18 protein-coding genes are annotated in these 15787 nt (G+C 68.7%); 14 read left to right on the top strand and 4 right to left on the bottom strand.

Annotated elements, in window-relative coordinates; translation table 11 throughout:
* The 3 genes from G582_RS15645 to G582_RS0105405 form a co-directional block, all read left to right on the top strand.
* The coding region (locus tag G582_RS15645) for an IS5/IS1182 family transposase (protein WP_038053067.1) at positions 1 to 226 on the top strand (226 nt) is incomplete at its 5' end.
* Between the two features lie 361 nt (positions 227 to 587).
* Positions 588 to 1118, top strand: a complete 531-nt coding sequence (ssb, locus tag G582_RS0105400) for a single-stranded DNA-binding protein (protein WP_028838959.1) — start codon at positions 588 to 590, stop codon at positions 1116 to 1118.
* 45 nt (positions 1119 to 1163) lie between these two features.
* Positions 1164 to 1673 carry an acyl-CoA thioesterase gene (locus tag G582_RS0105405; RefSeq protein ID WP_028838960.1) on the top strand — a complete coding sequence of 170 codons (510 nt, stop codon included), beginning with the start codon at positions 1164 to 1166 and terminating at the stop codon, positions 1671 to 1673.
* A gap of 46 nt (positions 1674 to 1719) precedes the next feature.
* Here G582_RS0105405 and G582_RS15650 read toward each other — a convergent pair whose 3' ends face one another.
* Positions 1720 to 2367, bottom strand: coding sequence for a C40 family peptidase (locus tag G582_RS15650; RefSeq protein ID WP_051246781.1), 648 nt, complete (start codon positions 2365 to 2367; stop codon positions 1720 to 1722).
* A 146-nt stretch (positions 2368 to 2513) separates the two neighbouring features.
* Entirely contained in the window at positions 2514 to 3074 is a 561-nt protein-coding gene (locus tag G582_RS0105415) for a C40 family peptidase (RefSeq protein WP_083960991.1), read from the bottom strand.
* 62 nt (positions 3075 to 3136) lie between these two features.
* On the opposite strand from G582_RS0105415, the gene G582_RS0105420 reads away from it, so the two are divergent.
* The 3 genes from G582_RS0105420 to G582_RS0105430 all read left to right on the top strand — a co-directional run bounded on the left by G582_RS0105420 (position 3137) and on the right by G582_RS0105430 (position 5371).
* Positions 3137 to 3619: an FKBP-type peptidyl-prolyl cis-trans isomerase gene (locus G582_RS0105420; protein WP_028838962.1), complete on the top strand. Its 483-nt coding sequence runs from the start codon at positions 3137 to 3139 to the stop codon at positions 3617 to 3619.
* A 284-nt stretch (positions 3620 to 3903) separates the two neighbouring features.
* Positions 3904 to 5163, top strand: coding sequence for an NAD(P)/FAD-dependent oxidoreductase (locus G582_RS0105425; protein ID WP_028838963.1), 1260 nt, complete (start codon positions 3904 to 3906; stop codon positions 5161 to 5163).
* 19 nt (positions 5164 to 5182) lie between these two features.
* Entirely contained in the window at positions 5183 to 5371 is a 189-nt protein-coding gene (locus G582_RS0105430; protein ID WP_028838964.1) for a hypothetical protein, read from the top strand.
* A 42-nt stretch (positions 5372 to 5413) separates the two neighbouring features.
* On the opposite strand, the gene parE is transcribed toward G582_RS0105430, so the two are convergent.
* On the bottom strand, positions 5414 to 7303 hold the full coding sequence (gene parE, locus G582_RS0105435; protein ID WP_028838965.1) for a DNA topoisomerase IV subunit B: 1890 nt from the start codon (positions 7301 to 7303) through the stop codon (positions 5414 to 5416).
* Between the two features lie 224 nt (positions 7304 to 7527).
* Here parE and G582_RS0105440 point away from each other — a divergent pair, with 224 nt between their 5' ends.
* The 8 genes from G582_RS0105440 (at position 7528) to truD (ending at position 15161) form a co-directional block, all read left to right on the top strand.
* Positions 7528 to 8517 carry a glucokinase gene (locus G582_RS0105440; protein WP_028838966.1) on the top strand — a complete coding sequence of 330 codons (990 nt, stop codon included), beginning with the start codon at positions 7528 to 7530 and terminating at the stop codon, positions 8515 to 8517.
* 178 nt (positions 8518 to 8695) lie between these two features.
* Positions 8696 to 10363 carry a CTP synthase gene (gene pyrG / locus G582_RS0105445; RefSeq protein ID WP_038053073.1) on the top strand — a complete coding sequence of 556 codons (1668 nt, stop codon included), beginning with the start codon at positions 8696 to 8698 and terminating at the stop codon, positions 10361 to 10363.
* Positions 10364 to 10371: 8 nt separating this feature from the next.
* Positions 10372 to 11205, top strand: coding sequence for a 3-deoxy-8-phosphooctulonate synthase (gene kdsA / locus G582_RS0105450; protein ID WP_028838968.1), 834 nt, complete (start codon positions 10372 to 10374; stop codon positions 11203 to 11205).
* Between the two features lie 21 nt (positions 11206 to 11226).
* Positions 11227 to 12519: a phosphopyruvate hydratase gene (gene eno / locus G582_RS0105455; protein WP_028838969.1), complete on the top strand. Its 1293-nt coding sequence runs from the start codon at positions 11227 to 11229 to the stop codon at positions 12517 to 12519.
* 14 nt (positions 12520 to 12533) lie between these two features.
* Entirely contained in the window at positions 12534 to 12872 is a 339-nt protein-coding gene (ftsB, locus tag G582_RS0105460; RefSeq protein ID WP_028838970.1) for a cell division protein FtsB, read from the top strand.
* Complete coding sequence (gene ispD / locus G582_RS0105465) at positions 12869 to 13555, top strand: 2-C-methyl-D-erythritol 4-phosphate cytidylyltransferase (RefSeq protein WP_028838971.1); 687 nt, start codon at positions 12869 to 12871, stop codon at positions 13553 to 13555. Before ftsB ends, ispD begins: the two co-directional genes overlap by 4 nt.
* A gap of 95 nt (positions 13556 to 13650) precedes the next feature.
* Positions 13651 to 14130 carry a 2-C-methyl-D-erythritol 2,4-cyclodiphosphate synthase gene (gene ispF, locus G582_RS0105470; RefSeq protein ID WP_028838972.1) on the top strand — a complete coding sequence of 160 codons (480 nt, stop codon included), beginning with the start codon at positions 13651 to 13653 and terminating at the stop codon, positions 14128 to 14130.
* Positions 14127 to 15161 (top strand): tRNA pseudouridine(13) synthase TruD, encoded by a 1035-nt coding sequence (truD, locus tag G582_RS0105475; RefSeq protein ID WP_028838973.1) that lies wholly within the window; start codon positions 14127 to 14129, stop codon positions 15159 to 15161. The genes ispF and truD overlap by 4 nt, the downstream gene beginning before the upstream one ends.
* A gap of 45 nt (positions 15162 to 15206) precedes the next feature.
* Here the strand turns inward: truD and G582_RS0105480 are convergent, their stop codons facing one another.
* Positions 15207 to 15773, bottom strand: coding sequence for a Smr/MutS family protein (locus G582_RS0105480; protein ID WP_051246784.1), 567 nt, complete (start codon positions 15771 to 15773; stop codon positions 15207 to 15209).
* Positions 15774 to 15787 lie beyond the last annotated feature (14 nt).

Consider the following 15787-nt stretch of genomic DNA (forward strand, 5'->3'; position numbering starts at 1 on the left):
CCAGCGGGATCGTCGCCATGCCGAGCGCTGGGAGCACTGCAAGGCCAGCCTGCGGGCGAAGGTGGAGCACCCGTTCCGGGTGATCAAGCGGCAGTTTGGCTACGTCAAGGTCCGCTATCGCGGTCTTGCGAAGAACAGCGCGCAGGTGCAGACCTTGTTCGCCCTGTCGAATCTGTGGATGGCGCGCCGGCAATTGCTGCCGGCGGCGGGATCAGTGCGCCTGTAAGGCGGGGAAACCCGCCGGAAAACGCCGGAAACGGCGCGTAAAGGCGGTGACGAAGCAAAAAAGCTGCTCTGTGGCCCAGGATTGAAGCCTCAGGGTGTGTTGATCAGACCTTCCCTAGTCCACCGGTTGGCGGCTGAGGTAGGCATGCCCTTCAACTCAAGAACGGCGGGATGGCTTGCCTAGTCCGCCGTATTCCGGGCAGGGCGGGAGTAGCCCCCGGCCTGCTATCATGATCACAGTACCTCCAACAGGTTAGGTGGTTCCAAGGGAGCTTCAAAAGTTATCAGCAACTTTTGGAACTTATCCACTTACTTTTGGCACTTATCACTAACTTTTGGCATAAAGCACAGCGAGGCAGCACATGGCACGCGGCGTGAACAAAGTGATCCTGGTCGGCAACCTCGGCAACGATCCCGACGTGAAGTACACCCAGGGCGGGATGGCGATCACCACGCTGAGCGTGGCCACCACCAACGTGCGCAAGGACAAGGATGGCCAGCAGATCGAGAAGACCGAATGGCACCGCGTCAAGCTGTTCGGCAAGCTCGGCGAGATTGCCGGCGAGTACCTGAAGAAAGGCCGCCAGGTCTATATCGAGGGGCGCCTTGAGTACGGCTCCTACGACAAGGACGGGGTCAAGCACTACACCACCGACATCATCGCGGACGAGATGCAGATGATCGGCGGCGGTGAGGGCCAGCGCGGTGGCGGCGAGGGTGGCGGTGGCTACCAGCAGCGCGGCGGCGGCGAAGGCGGCGGCTACCAGCGTGGCGGTGGCAGCGGCGGCGACCGTCCGCAGCGCAGCGCTCCGGCCCAGCGCCGCGAACCGGCGCAGGCACCGGCCAAGCCGGCCTTCGACGACGTGCCGTTCGACGACGATATCCCGTTCTAGGAAGCACCTATCTGCCGCCGCGCCTCGCGCGGTCGGGAGTTGAGCATGAGCGGACGCCAGCGCCAGTTGAGCATGGGCTTCCTCGCCGAGCCGTCGGACGTGAACTTCGGCGGCAAGGTGCACGGCGGGCAGGTGATGCGCTGGATCGACCAGGCCGGTTATGCCGCTGCGGTCGGCTGGAGCGGCCACTACAGCGTCACGGTGGCGGTGGGCGGGATCCGCTTCGTCGCCCCGATCCGGATCGGCGATCTGGTCGCGGTGCAGGCCACCCTGATCCACACCGGCACCACCTCGATGCATTTCGCGGTGGACGTGCGCGCCCGTGACCCGCGCGCCGACGAGGCCGATGCGCGGCTGTGCACCCACTGCGTGATCGTGTTCGTGGCGCTGGATGCGCCGGAAGGCTCGCCGGTGCCGGTGCCGCCGTGGCAGCCGCGCAGCGAGGACGATCGCAAGCTGGCCGAATACGCACAGCAAGTGATGGCGCTGGGCCGCGACGTGGAGCAGGCGGTGGCGCGCTACCGCCAGGCCGCCGTCGACGCCCGCAAACAGTGACGCCGCCCGCAGGCGGCGTCATCGGCACGGATTGGAGACTGCCGGCTCAGCTGCCGGCGGCCACGCGCCGCGCCTCCAGATACTTCTGCGCCCAATAGCCGCTGGTCAGGCTGGAGACGGTTACGTCGCGGCCGGTGCGCGGCGCGTGCAGGAACTTGCCCTCGCCGATGTAGATGCCGACGTGGTCGATGTGGCCGCGCTTGCCGAAGAACACCAGATCGCCTTCGGCCAGCGCGTCGCGGCTGGCGACCTTGGTGCCTTCATCGGCCATCGCGCGCGACACCCGCGGCAGGTCGATGCCGATGGTGCGGAACACGTAACCCACCAGGCCGCTGCAGTCGAAGCCGCTTTCCGGCGAGCTGCCGCCCCAGCGATACGGCGTGCCGAGCAGGGAGAACGCGCGCTGCAGCACGGTCTTGACCAGCGACGGACTGGTCGGCGCGTCCTTGGACTTCTGCAGGATGGCCAGCTGAGCAGCCAGCGGCGCGGTATCGGGGGTGGCGATGGCGGCCGGGGCCGGCAGCGCCAGCGCAGCGGCCGATGCGGCCTGCGGTGCGGGATCGGCCTTGGAAATCGCGGGATTCATCGCCAGTGCCGGCAGGCTGCCCGCCAAGAGGGCCAGGGCAAGGGCCAGTCGGAGCACGCGACGGGAGCGCGGTGCGGAATGGCCGTGGTGCAGGTTCGCTGTCTTCACGCGGTCATCACGAAGCAAAAACAGGGGCGACTATGCCTGCGATGACGGGTCGGGAAGTTCAGAAACTGTTAGCTGGCGCAAGATGAATAGGCAGGAATTCACATATCCATCATCGGGATGCGAGCTTTCGTGACGGGCTTCACGTTTCACTTCAGCAGCCGTCTCGCCCCGGAGTAATGGTCGATCCACCAGTGTCCGTCCAGGGAATCAAGCCGGACCGTACCGCCGCTGCTGGGCGCATGGACGAAGCGGCCCTGGCCCACATAGATGCCAACGTGGCTGACCTGCCCGCCACTGCCGAAGAACACCAGGTCACCGCTGGCCAGCCGTTCCGGGCGGATAGGTGGCCCCTGCAGGCCTGCCAGTTCGCGGGTGGTGCGCGGCAGGCGCAGGTCCAGCATGTCGCGGAACACGTAGCCGACCAGGCCACTGCAGTCGAAGCCGCCTTCCGGGGTATTGCCGCCGTAGCGGTAGGGCGTGCCGACCAGGCTGATGGCGCGCATCAGCACCGCGTTGGCCTTGGCCGAGTCGGCCGGCTCCACCATCGGCCAGTCGCGCACGCCGGCGCGTGGCGGCGCGTGACGGGTGGTTTCGCCGCCGCCGCAGCCGGCCAGCACGGCGGCCAGCAGCAGGGCCGGCAATGGCGCAAGCGCGGCGCAGCGTCGATAATGCGCGCCCGGTCGCTGGATGCAGTCGGCTGGTTCCATCCCTCGCAGTGTTGCCGCAACCGCATGCGGCGGCAAGCGCCCAACCGATTGGCAGGCACATCATGAAGATCGAAAAAGACCGCGTTGTCCGTTTCCACTACGCCGTGGCCGAAGCCGGCAAGGAGCAGCTGGAAAGCTCGAAGGCGGTGGGCGAGCCGCTGGCCATCCTGTTCGGCCGCGGGCAGATCATCCCTGGTCTGGAAAAGGCGATGGACGGCCGCGAAGCCGGCGACAGCTTCAAGGCCGCGGTCACCGCCGGCGATGCCTACGGCGAGCGCCGCGACGGCCTGAGCCAGCGCATTCCCAAGAAGCACTTCGGCGAGCAGAAGCTGGCGCCGGGCATGCAGGTGGTGCTCAACACCAACTTCGGCCCGCGCGCGGTGACCATCCAGAAGGTGGGCATGAGCGTGGTCGACGTGGACCTGAACCACCCGATGGCCGGCAAGGACCTGGAGTTCGACATCGAGATCATCGAAGTGCGTGAGGCCAGCGAGGAAGAAATCGCCCACGGCCACGTGCATGGCGAGGGCGGCCACGCGCATTGATCCATGCGCAGCATGGATCAATGCCAAAGTTTGCCGTGCAAACTTCGGGCCCCGGCTGTTAGCGGCCAGACCCCCCATTCGCGCCTGCGGCGCGAATCGCCCCCTGACTCAGGGGGCCGGATGAAAGCATCATCGCGAACGGCCCGCAATGCGGGCCGTTCGCGTTTGCGGATCGCGGACATGGCGCCATGCCGCTGCGGGCAGGTGGTGGGCTGTCCCGCCGGCCTTGGGGCCGTGATAATGGGCGATCTTTCCAGCGGACGCCGAACATCGTGAGCGCAACCATCGCCGAAGAATCCATCGATTGCCTCGTGGTCGGAGCCGGCGTGTCCGGGCTGGCCACCGCGCTGGCGCTGCTCGACGATGGCCGCGAAGTGACGGTGATCGACGCCGGCAAGATCGGCGCCGGCGCATCGCATGGCAACTGCGGCACGCTCACCCCCAGCCACGCGCCGCCGCTGGCCGGGCCGAATACGCTGCTGCGCGCCGCGCGCTGGATGTTCACCCCCGACGCACCGCTGTACATCAAGCCCACCCTGAATCCGGACACACTGCGCTGGATGCTGGGTTTCATGCAGCGCTGCAACCACCGCGACTACGTGGCCAGCGCCCGCGCCAAGTTCACCCTGCTGTCCGACTCGCGCCAGCGCATCCAGCAGTGGGTGGAGCGCTACGCGCTGGACTGCGAGTTCGCCGAGACCGGCGAGGACTACGTGTTCAAGACCCGCCGTGACATGGATCGCGAACTGGGCGACGTGCCGCTGCTGCGCGAGCTGGGCGTGGACGTGGAGATCGTCGAAGGCCGGGATTACGAAGCGCGCGACCCTGCCTTCAAGCCCGGCCTGGCCGGCGCGATGTGCTTCCGCGGCGACGCTGCGCTGCGCCCGGACCGCTATGTTGCCGAACTGGCGCGGGTGGTGCGCGAGCGCGGCGGGCGGATCATCGAGCACTGCCCGCTGCAGTCGCTGGAGTCCGGCGCACAAGGCGTGCTGGCCAGCACCGCGCAGGGGCGGCTGCGCGCGCGCGACGTCATCCTGGCCACCGGCGCATGGTCGCCGCAGATCGCCAATGCGGTCGGCCTGCCGTGGCTGCGCAAGACCATCCAGCCGGGCAAGGGTTATTCGATCACCTACAGCTCGCCGCAGCTGGCGCCGAAGCGGCCGGTCATCCTGTATGAACCCTCGGTCTGCGTGACCGCCTGGGGCAGCGGCTATCGGCTGGGCAGCACGATGGAATTCACCGGCTTCGATGACAGCCTCAACGAGAAGCGGCTGGGCGCGCTGGAGCGCGGCGCGGCGCAGTTCCTGCACCATCCGGTCGGCCCGGAAGTGCGCGAGAAGTGGTGCGGCTGGCGGCCGATGAGCCGCGACGACATCCCGCTGATCGGGCGCGCGCCCGGCCATCCGCACCTGTGGATGGCGGTCGGCCACGGCATGATGGGGGTGAGCATGAGCGCCAGCACCGGCCAGCTGCTGGCCGACATGATCGCCGGCCGCATGCCCTGCGTGAACCCGGCGCCATTCGATCCGGTGCGGTTCGCCTGATCTGCCAGGGAGCCCGATAATGACCACCAGCAAGGCCCGCAGTGACTTCCGCATGCGCCTGCTGGCGCTGGCGATCCTCGCCGCTGCGGCCTGGCTGGTCTACTGGCTGCTGGGCAAGTTGTTCCCGTCCGAGCTGCACGCCACCGCTGGTTGGCTGGCGGCGCGGTTGCATGCGTTGATCCGCTGGGTCAGCGGCTGGATCGCTTAGGACTGCGCGGCATCGCGGCGAAGCGTGTGTCGACGCTGCGGATCAGACTTCCAGCGTCGCCAGATCGCCCTTCTGTTCCAGCCAGCTCTTGCGGTCGGAGGCGCGCTTCTTGGCCAGCAGCATGTCCATCAGCGAGCGGGTGGCGGTGTCGTCGTCGACGGTGAGCTGCACCAGCCGGCGGGTGTCCACGTGCATGGTGGACTCGCGCAGCTGCTGCGGGTTCATTTCGCCCAGGCCCTTGAAGCGGGTGACGTTGATCTGGCCCTTGAGCTTCTCGCGCTGGATCTTCTCCAGCAGCAGCCGCTTTTCTTCCTCGTCCAGCGCGTAGAACACCTGCTTGCCCACGTCCACGCGGAACAGCGGCGGCATCGCCACGAACACATGGCCGGCGGCGACCAGCGCGGGGAAATGCTTGAGGAACAGCGCGGTGAGCAGGGTGGCGATATGCAGGCCGTCGCTGTCGGCGTCGGCCAGGATCACCACCTTGCCGTAGCGCAGGCCGTCGATCTCCTCCTTGCCCGGGTCGCAGCCGATGGCAACGGCGAGGTCGTGCACTTCCTGCGAGCCCAGCACCTGCCCGGAAGCCACTTCCCAGGTGTTCAGGATCTTGCCGCGCAGCGGCAGGATGGCCTGGAAATCCTTGTCGCGGGCCTGCTTGGCGCTGCCGCCGGCGGAGTCGCCCTCGACCAGGAACAGCTCGGTGCGCGACAGGTCCTGGCTGATGCAATCGGCCAGCTTGCCGGGCAGGGCCGGCCCCTGCGTCACCTTCTTGCGGACGATCTGCTTTTCGGTCTTCAGCCGCGCCGAGGCGCGCTCGATGGCCAGCTGCGCGATCTTCTCGCCGAACTCGGTGTGGGCGTTGAGCCACAGGCTGAAGGCGTCGTGCGCGGCGCCCTCGACGAAACCCGCGGCCTGGCGCGAGGACAGGCGCTCCTTGGTCTGGCCGCTGAACTGCGGGTCGGTCATCTTCAGCGACAGCACGAAGGCGACCCGGTCCCACACGTCCTCCGGCGCCAGTTTGACGCCGCGCGGCAGCAGGTTGCGGAAGTCGCAGAACTCGCGCAGGGCGTCGGTGAAGCCGCTGCGCAGGCCGTTGACGTGGGTGCCGTGCTGGGCGGTGGGAATCAGGTTGACGTAGCTTTCCTGCACCAGCTCGCCTTCCGGCAGCCAGGCCACCGCCCAGTCCACCACCTCGGTGTCCTTCTTCAGGCTGCCCACGAACAGCTCCGGCGGCAGCAGCTCGCGGCCGTCCAGTTCGCCCTTCAGGTAGTCACGCAGGCCGTCCTCGTAATACCACTGCAGGCGCTCGCCGCTGGCCTCGTCGAACAGGTTGACGGTCAGGCCGGGGCAGAGCACCGCCTTGGCGCGCAGCAGGTGCTTGAGCGCGCGCAGGTTGAACTTGGGCGTGTCGAAATACTTCGGGTCCGGCCAGAAGCGCAGCCGCGTGCCGGTGTTCTTCTTGCCCACGCTGCCGACCACCGACAGCGCCGATGCGCGGTCGCCGTCGGCGAAGGCCATGTGGTATTCGCTGCCGTCGCGCTTGATGAACACGTCGACCTTGTTCGACAGCGCGTTGACCACGCTGACGCCGACGCCATGCAGGCCGCCGCTGAAGGTGTAGTTCTTGTTGCTGAACTTGCCGCCGGCGTGCAGGCGGGTGAGGATCAGTTCGACGCCGGGGATCTTCTCCTCCGGGTGGATGTCCACCGGCATGCCGCGGCCGTCGTCGGACACTTCGCAGCTGCCGTCGGCGTGCAGGGTCACCTCGATGCCGCGGGCATGCCCGGCCAGCGCCTCGTCCACCGCGTTGTCGATGACTTCCTGCGCCAGGTGGTTCGGGCGGGTGGTGTCGGTGTACATGCCGGGCCGGCGCTTGACCGGGTCCAGACCGGAGAGGACTTCGATGTCGGCGGCGTTGTAGCGGGTGTTCATGCGTGCGTGCTGCAGGGGGACGGCGCAGGATGGTCGTCCCGCCTGCCGCGGTCAAGGTTGAACGCGGCCGCGAACCGTGCCACGTCGCGGGTGGATGGCGGGAAGGCGCGCGGGCGCCGGCGGCCCCGCCTACAATTGCCGCCGGGTCGCCGCGTTGGTGGATCCTTTCCGAAGGCAGGCGACGGCGGCAGATGCATGGCGACACAGTGTTGGATGGGGCAGGCGTGACCGCGCAGTCATCGGCGAGGCGCCTGCTTGCCGCCGACGTCGGTGGCACCTACGCCCGCTTGGGCCTGGTCGATCCGGACGGCGACGGGTTCAGCGTCGGTTTCCACCGCCGCTACGAATGCGCAGCTTTTCCCAGCCTGGCCGCGGTGCTGCGCCGTTTCCGCGACGAGGCCGTCGGCGCCGGCGAGACCGCGTTTCCGGACGCCTGCGTGGTGGCGATTGCCGGCGTGCTGCAAGGCGATCATCTGCTCAACGGCAACCTGGCGTGGCCGGTGTCGCTGTCCGCGACCCGTCGCGACGCCGGCATCGGCCATCTGCACCTGATCAACGATTTCGAGGCGCTGGCCTGGGCGCTGCCGCGGATTCCGCAGGCGCAGTTGCAGCCGCTGGGTGCCGCGGGTGGCCTGCCGCTGCCGACGCTGCTGCTGGGTCCGGGCACCGGGCTGGGCGCCGCGCTGCTGGTGGAACAGGACGGCCGGCCCGCCGTGCAGCCCAGCGAAGCCGGGCAGGCCGCGCTTGCCGCCGGCACGCCGCTGGAACTGGAGGTGGTGCGGTTGCTGCAGGCGCGCTTCGGCCACGTGGCCAGCGAGCGAGTGTTCTCCGGCCCCGGGCTGGTGAACCTGTACCTGGCGCTGTGCGCGCTGCGCGAGATGCAGCCGCGCTGGCAAACGCCGGCGGAGCTGGTGGAAGCCGCGGACCAAGGCAGCGACCCGCTGGCGGCCGAGTGCATCGCGCTGTTCTGCGGATGGCTGGGCAGCTTCGCCGGCGACCTGGCGTTGACCTTCCGCGCCGGTTCGGTCTGCCTGGCCGGAGGCCTGACCGGGCACCTGCAGCGCCATTTGAGTCGTGGCGACTTCATCCGTCGCTTCCTCGACAAGGGCGTGCTGTCCGACAGCCTGCGCGAGGTGCCGGTGCACGCGCTGGAGCACGGCGATCTGGGCCTGATCGGCGCGGCGGCCTGGCACGCGGCGCGGCCACGCGACTGAGCGACGGCAAGCGGCGTTGCGGTGGCGCGGGTCGCGTCTGCAAGACCCGGCTGCGGTCTTCGCAAAAAGCGTGTTTCCATTCCGGATCAATGACTTGTGCCGGAACCGGGGGCGCGCGGCCATGTACGCCCACGCGTCTTGCCGCTAGAATGCGGGTTTCCAGCGCCGCGCTGCCGCCATGACTTCCCCTGCTACCCATACGCCCCTTCTCTTCGTGACCGGGGGCGTGGTGTCCTCGCTCGGCAAAGGCATTTCCGCCGCTTCGCTGGCGGCGATCCTCGAAGCCCGTGGCCTGTCGGTCACGATGATGAAGCTGGACCCCTACCTCAACGTCGATCCGGGCACGATGAGCCCGTTCCAGCACGGCGAGGTCTATGTCACCGACGACGGCGCCGAGACCGACCTCGACCTCGGCCATTACGAACGCTTCGTCAACACCCGCCTGTCGGGGCTGAACTCGATCACCACCGGCAAGATCTACGACGCCGTGATCCGCAAGGAGCGCCGCGGCGACTACCTCGGCGGCACCGTGCAGGTGATCCCGCACGTCACCGACCAGATCAAGCACTGCATCGACGCCGCCACCGCCGGCTTCGATGTCGGCATCGTCGAGATCGGCGGCACCGTCGGCGACATCGAGTCGCTGCCGTTCCTCGAGGCGATCCGCCAGCTGCGGATCGAGCGCGGCGCCGACCATGCGATGTTCATGCACCTGACCCTGGTGCCGTACATCGCCGCCGCCGGCGAGCTGAAGACCAAGCCCACCCAGCATTCGGTGAAGGAACTGCGCGGCATCGGCATCCAGCCGGACGTGCTGATGTGCCGCAGCGAGAAGCCGCTGCCGGACGGCGAGCGCCGCAAGATCGCGCTGTTCACCAACGTGCCGGAGAAGGCGGTGATTTCCGCCATCGACCTGGACAACATCCACAAGATCCCGCGCTGGCTGCACGCGCAGGGCCTGGACCAGCTGGTGGTGGAGCAGTTGCGCCTGCAGGACAAGGCGCATGCCGCCGACCTGTCGGAATGGGACGCGGTGGTCGATGCCGCGGAGCACCCGGACGACGAAGTCACCATCGCCGTGGTCGGCAAGTACGTCGACCACAAGGACGCCTACAAATCGGTGGGCGAGGCGCTCAAGCATGGCGGCATCCGCCAGCGCACCCGCGTGAACCTGAAGTGGCTGGAGGCCGGCGACCTCGAGCGCGAGGGCGCCGCCGCGCTGCTGGCCGACGTCGACGGCGTGCTGGTGCCGGGCGGGTTCGGTGATCGCGGCTTCGAAGGCAAGGTGCTGACCTCGAAGTACGCGCGCGCAACCGGGCTGCCGTACTTCGGCATCTGTTACGGCATGCAGGCGGCGGTGGTCGACATGGCCCGCCACGAGGCCGGCCTGGCCGGCGCCAACAGCACCGAGAACGACCGCGATTCCGCGCATCCGGTGATCGGCTTGATCACCGAGTGGCGCACCCAGAGCGGCGAAGTGGAGCGCCGCAGCGAGGGCTCCGACCTCGGCGGCAGCATGCGCCTGGGGCTGCAGGACCAGCGCGTCAAGCCAGGCACGCTGGCGCACGCGCTGTACGGCAAGGACGTGGTGGGCGAACGTCACCGCCACCGCTACGAGTTCAACAACCGCTACCGCACCCAGCTGGAAGACGCCGGGCTGGTGATTTCCGCCAAGTCGATGGATGACCTGCTGGTGGAGATGGTGGAACTGCCGCAATCCGTGCATCCGTGGTTCCTGGCCTGCCAGGCGCACCCCGAGTTCCTGTCCACGCCGCGCAGCGGGCATCCGCTGTTCGTCGGCTTCATCCGCGCCGCCCGCGAACGCCGCGCGGCCCAGCAGAAGTGAGCGCATCCATGGATCTTTGCGGCTTCAAGGTCGGGCTTGACCAACCGTTGTTCCTGATCGCCGGCCCCTGCGTGGTCGAAAGCGAGCAGCTGCAGATCGACGTGGCGGGGCAGTTGAAGGAGATCACCGGCAAGCTGGGGATCAACTTCATCTTCAAGTCCAGCTTCGACAAGGCCAACCGCACCTCGATCAACAGTTTCCGCGGCCCCGGCATGGAAGAAGGCCTGCGCGTGCTGGCCGAGGTCAAGCGCCAGCTCGGCGTGCCGGTGCTGACCGACGTGCACGAATACACGCCGATGGACGAAGTGGCTTCCGTCGTCGACGTGCTGCAGACGCCGGCCTTCCTGGTGCGGCAGACCGATTTCATCACCAAGGTCTGCGCCACCGGCAAGCCGGTCAACATCAAGAAGGGCCAGTTCCTTTCGCCGTGGGACATGAAACCGGTGGTGGAGAAGGCCAAGTCCACCGGCAACCAGCGGATCATGGTCTGCGAGCGCGGCGCGTCGTTCGGCTACAACAACCTGGTCAGCGACATGCGCAGCCTCGCGGTGATGCGCGACACCGGCTGCCCGGTAGTGTTCGACGCCACCCATTCGGTGCAGCTGCCGGGCGGGCAGGGCGCAAGCTCCGGCGGCCAGCGCGAGTTCGTGCCGGTGCTGGCGCGCGCCGCGGTCGCCGTGGGCGTGTCCGGCGTGTTCATGGAAACCCACCCCGACCCGAGCAAGGCGTTGTCCGACGGCCCCAATGCCTGGCCGCTGGGCAAGATGGAAGCACTGCTGGAAACCCTGCTGGAACTGGACGCCGTGACCAAGCGCGGCGGCTTCCTCGAATCCTCCTTCTGATTCCCGAGACGATTTCCCACGATGACCACGATCACCCGGATCCACGCCCGCGAAATCCTCGACAGCCGCGGCAATCCCACCCTTGAAGCCGAAGTGACGCTGGCCGACGGCAGCTTCGGTCGCGCCGCGGTGCCGTCCGGCGCCTCCACCGGCAGCAAGGAAGCGGTGGAGCTGCGCGACGGCGACAAGACCCGCTACCTCGGCAAGGGCGTGCAGAAGGCTGTCGGCAACGTCAACGGCGTGGTCGCCGACGCGCTGCAGGGCTTCGACGCCGCCGACCAGGGCGGGCTGGACAAGCGCCTGATCGACCTCGACGGCACCGAGAACAAGGGCCGGTTGGGCGCAAACGCGCTGCTGGGGGTGTCGATGGCGGCCGCGCACGCGATGGCGGCCTCGAAGAAGCAGGCGCTGTGGCAGTACCTCGCCGGCCTGACCGGCGCCGCGCCCGTGCTGCCGGTGCCGATGATGAACATCATCAACGGCGGTGCGCACGCCGACAACAACGTCGACCTGCAGGAATTCATGGTGCTGCCGGTCGGCTTCGATTCGTTCAGTGAAGCGCTGCGCAGCGGCACCGAGATCTTCCACGCGCTGAAGTCGGTGCTGAAGGCGCGCGGCTTGTCCACCGCGGTGGGCGACGAAGGCGGCTTCGCCCCCGACCTGCGCAGCAATGAAGAGGCGCTGGAAACCATCCTCGAAGCCATCGGCAAGGCCGGCTACAAGGCCGGCGAGGACGTGCTGCTGGGCCTGGACGTGGCGTCCACCGAATTCTTCGAGAACGGCAAGTACAACCTCACCGGAGAAGGCAAGCGCCTGACCTCGGAGCAGTTCGTCGACTTCCTCGCCAACTGGTGCGCGCAGTACCCCATCGTCACCATCGAAGACGGCATGGCCGAAGACGACTGGGACGGCTGGAAGCTGCTGACCGACCGCCTCGGCGGCAAGGTGCAGCTGGTCGGCGACGACCTGTTCGTCACCAACCCGCGCATCTTCAGGGACGGCATCAGCCGCGGAGTGGCCAACGCCATCCTGATCAAGGTCAACCAGATCGGCACCCTCAGCGAGACGCTGGAAGCCATCGCGATGGCCGACGCGGCGAAGTACGCTGCGATCGTCTCGCACCGCTCCGGCGAAACCGAGGACACCACCATTGCGGACATCGCGGTGGCCACCACCGCCACCCAGATCAAGACCGGTTCGCTGTGCCGTTCCGATCGCGTGGCCAAGTACAACCAGCTGCTGCGCATCGAACAGCAGTTGGGTGCGGCCGCGCGCTACGCCGGTCGCGACGCCTTCGTCTCGCTGAAGCGCTGAGCCTGCACGCCGTCGTGGCGAAGCCGTTGCCCGTGCTGCTGGTCGTGCTGGTGCTGCTGTTGGCGGCGCTGCAGTACAAGCTCTGGTACGGCAGCGGCGGCCAGCACGAAGTGGCCGCGCTGACCGCGCAGGTGAAGACACAGGTGGCCGAGAACCGCCGCCTGCAGGCGCGCAACGATGCGCTGGCGGCGGAAGTCGCCGATCTCAAGGCTGGCGGCGAAGCGGTGGAAGAGCGTGCGCGCAGCGAGCTGGGCATGGTCAAGCCGGGCGAAATCTTCTACCGGGTGATCGATGGCGCGCAGGCCGCGCCCGCATCCGCCGCGCCGGCGGGCGAGGCCGCGCCGCAGCCATGAGCTGGGCGCTGATGCCCGCCGCCGGCAGCGGACGCCGCTTCGGCGGCGAGGTGCCGAAACAGTACCTGGCTGCCGCCGGCAAGCCGCTGGTCGCGCATGCACTGGAGGCGCTGCTGGCGCATCCGGCCATCGACGGCGCGGTGGTGGCGCTGGCGGCGGACGATCCGCACTGGCCGGGCTGGACCAGCCTGCACGGCAAGCCGGTGATTGCCTGCGTGGGTGGCCTTGAGCGCGCCGATTCGGTGCTGGCCGCGTTGCGCGCACTGCCGGCAAGCGTGCCCGAAGACGCGCTGCTGCTGGTGCACGACGCTGCGCGGCCCAACCTGCGCGCGGATGACATCGACAAACTGATCGACGCCGCGACGGCCTGCGCCGACGGCGCCGTCCTCGCCGCGCCGGTGCGCGACACCCTCAAGCGCGCCGGCGAGTCCGCGCGCATCGCAGCCACCGAGCCGCGTGAACGCCTGTGGCGCGCACTGACCCCGCAGGCGTTTCGACGCGACCTGCTGCTGCGCGCGCTGGAAGCGGCGCAGGTCGCTGGCGTTGCAGTGACGGACGAAGCGATGGCGGTCGAACGGCTGGGCCTGCATCCGGCGCTGGTCGAAGGCCGCGAGGACAATCTGAAAGTGACCACGCCGGCGGACCTGGCGCTGGTCGAATTTTTGCTGGCAAGAAACTCGTAGACGCGCACCGCAGGGCGCGATGCCCAGGCCGGACTGTGCGAAGAGCATTGCGCCCCCGCGGTGCGCTCCTTCATAAGCAGGTAAAAGGCGGGTAGATGGATATCAGGATCGGCCAGGGTTACGACGTCCACGCCTTCGGTGACGGCGACCAAGTGGTGCTGGGCGGTGTGCGCATCCCGCATGAGCGCGGCGTGCTGGCGCATTCCGACGGCGACGTGGCGCTGCACGCGCTGTGCGACGCCATGCTGGGCGCGCTGGCGCTGGGCGACATCGGCGTGCATTTCCCGCCGTCGGATGCGCGCTGGAAGGGCGCCGACAGCCGCGCCTTCGTCCGCCACTGCAACGCGCTGATCCTCGAGCGCGGCTGGCGGGTGGGCAATTGCGACATCACCGTGGTTTGCGAGCGGCCGAAGGTCGGGCCGCATGCGCAGGCCATGCGCGAGCTGATCGCCGCCGACCTCGGCATCGACATCGATGAGGTCAGCGTCAAGGCGACCACCAGCGAGCAGCTGGGCTTCACCGGCCGCGGCGAAGGCATCGCGGCGCAGGCGGTCTGCCTGCTGGTGCGGGCGTGACGACGGCTGCGCGCGCCCACGGCGCGCCGGTGCTGGCCGCGCGCATCCGCAGCAGTGCCGAGGATTTCTTCGTCGAGGAAATGCCGGGCTTCGAGGCCAGTGGCGCCGGCGAGCACCTGCTGCTGACCTTGGAGAAGCGCGGCATGAACACCGCCTTCGCCGCCAGGACCATCGCGCAATGGGCGGGCGTGGATGAATCGGCGATCGGCTACGCCGGGCTGAAGGACCGCCATGCGGTGACCCGCCAGCGCTTCAGCGTGTGGCTGCCGAAGAAAGTCGCGCCGGCCATCGAGGCGTTGCAGAGTGACGAGCTGCGCGTGCTGGACCACGCCTGGCATTCACGCAAGCTGCCGCGCGGTGCGCTGGCCGGCAACCGTTTCGTGCTGGTGCTGCGGGCGCTTGAAGGCGAGCGCGATGCCGTCGATGCACGGCTGTCCGCGATCGCGGCGCGCGGCGTGCCCAACCATTTCGGCGAGCAGCGCTTCGGCCGCGGTGGCGACAACGTGCGCAAGGCGGTGGCGATGTTCGCCGGCGGCCGGGTGAAGCGCGAGGAGCGCACGATGCTGCTCTCCGCCGCGCGTTCGGAACTGTTCAACCGGGTGCTGGCGGCGCGGGTCGAGGCGGGCAATTGGGACGCGGCGCTGGACGGCGAGGTGTGGATGCTGGACGGCAGCCGCAGCGTGTTCGGCCCCGAGCCGTTCACCCCGGAACTGCAGGCGCGGCTGGAGGCGTTCGACATCCATCCCAGCGGCCCGCTGTGGGGCGAGGGCGAACTGCGCAGCACCGGCGCCGCCCGCGAGCTGGAGCTGGCCGCGCTGGCCGGCGATACCGCCTCGCGCCTGCGCGCGGGCCTGGAGCGCGCAGGCCTGAAGCAGGAGCGCCGCGCGCTGCGGCTGCGGCCGGCCGAACTGGCGTGGTCATGGCGCGATGACGGCGCGCTGGAGCTGCGCTTCGCGCTGCCGCCGGGCTGCTACGCGACCACGGTGCTGGGCGAGTTGGGCGAGATCGTGGATTCCGCACAATCCCGGTAACCGCTATTTTTCCCGTCGTCGCGGGAACGATCCGTGCCGGCAGCTTCAGCGCTTCTCCAGCAACACCAGCACCGCCCCGGTGCCGCCCTGCGCCGCAGGCGGCGAATGGAAGGCGAGCACGTCGGCGCGCTGGCGCAGCAGGCGGTCCACCAGGTTCTTCAGCACCGGCAACCGCTCTTCGGAATTGCGGCCCTTGCCGTGCACGATCCGCACGCAACCCAGGCCGTGCGCGCGGCAGTCGCGCAGGAATTCGCGCAGCAGTGCTTCGGCGGTGCGGGCGGGCAGACCGTGCAGGTCGAGTTCTTCCTGCGCCGCGTATTCGCCGCGCGCCAGTTTCTTCAGCACCCGCGGAGTGATTTCCTCGCGCCGGTAGCTCATCTCGTCGCCGGCTTCCAGTGCGGACACCAGCATGTGGCGGAACTCCTCGCGGGCGGCTTCCTCGTCGCGACGGGCCATCTTCGCGGACGGCTTCGGCTTCGGTGCGGCGGGCGGCGGCGTGGCCTCCGGCAGCGCCCGCACCTTGCCCCGGTCGGCGCCGATGGCGGCGCGGAACAGGCTGGCGTCGTCGCGGTAGTCATGCTCGGGTTGGATGTCGGGCGGGGCCTTGCGCATGCCGCTCAGGTTAC

Source organism: Thermomonas fusca DSM 15424 (genome assembly GCF_000423885.1).
Taxonomy (GTDB): Bacteria; Pseudomonadota; Gammaproteobacteria; order Xanthomonadales; family Xanthomonadaceae; genus Thermomonas; species Thermomonas fusca.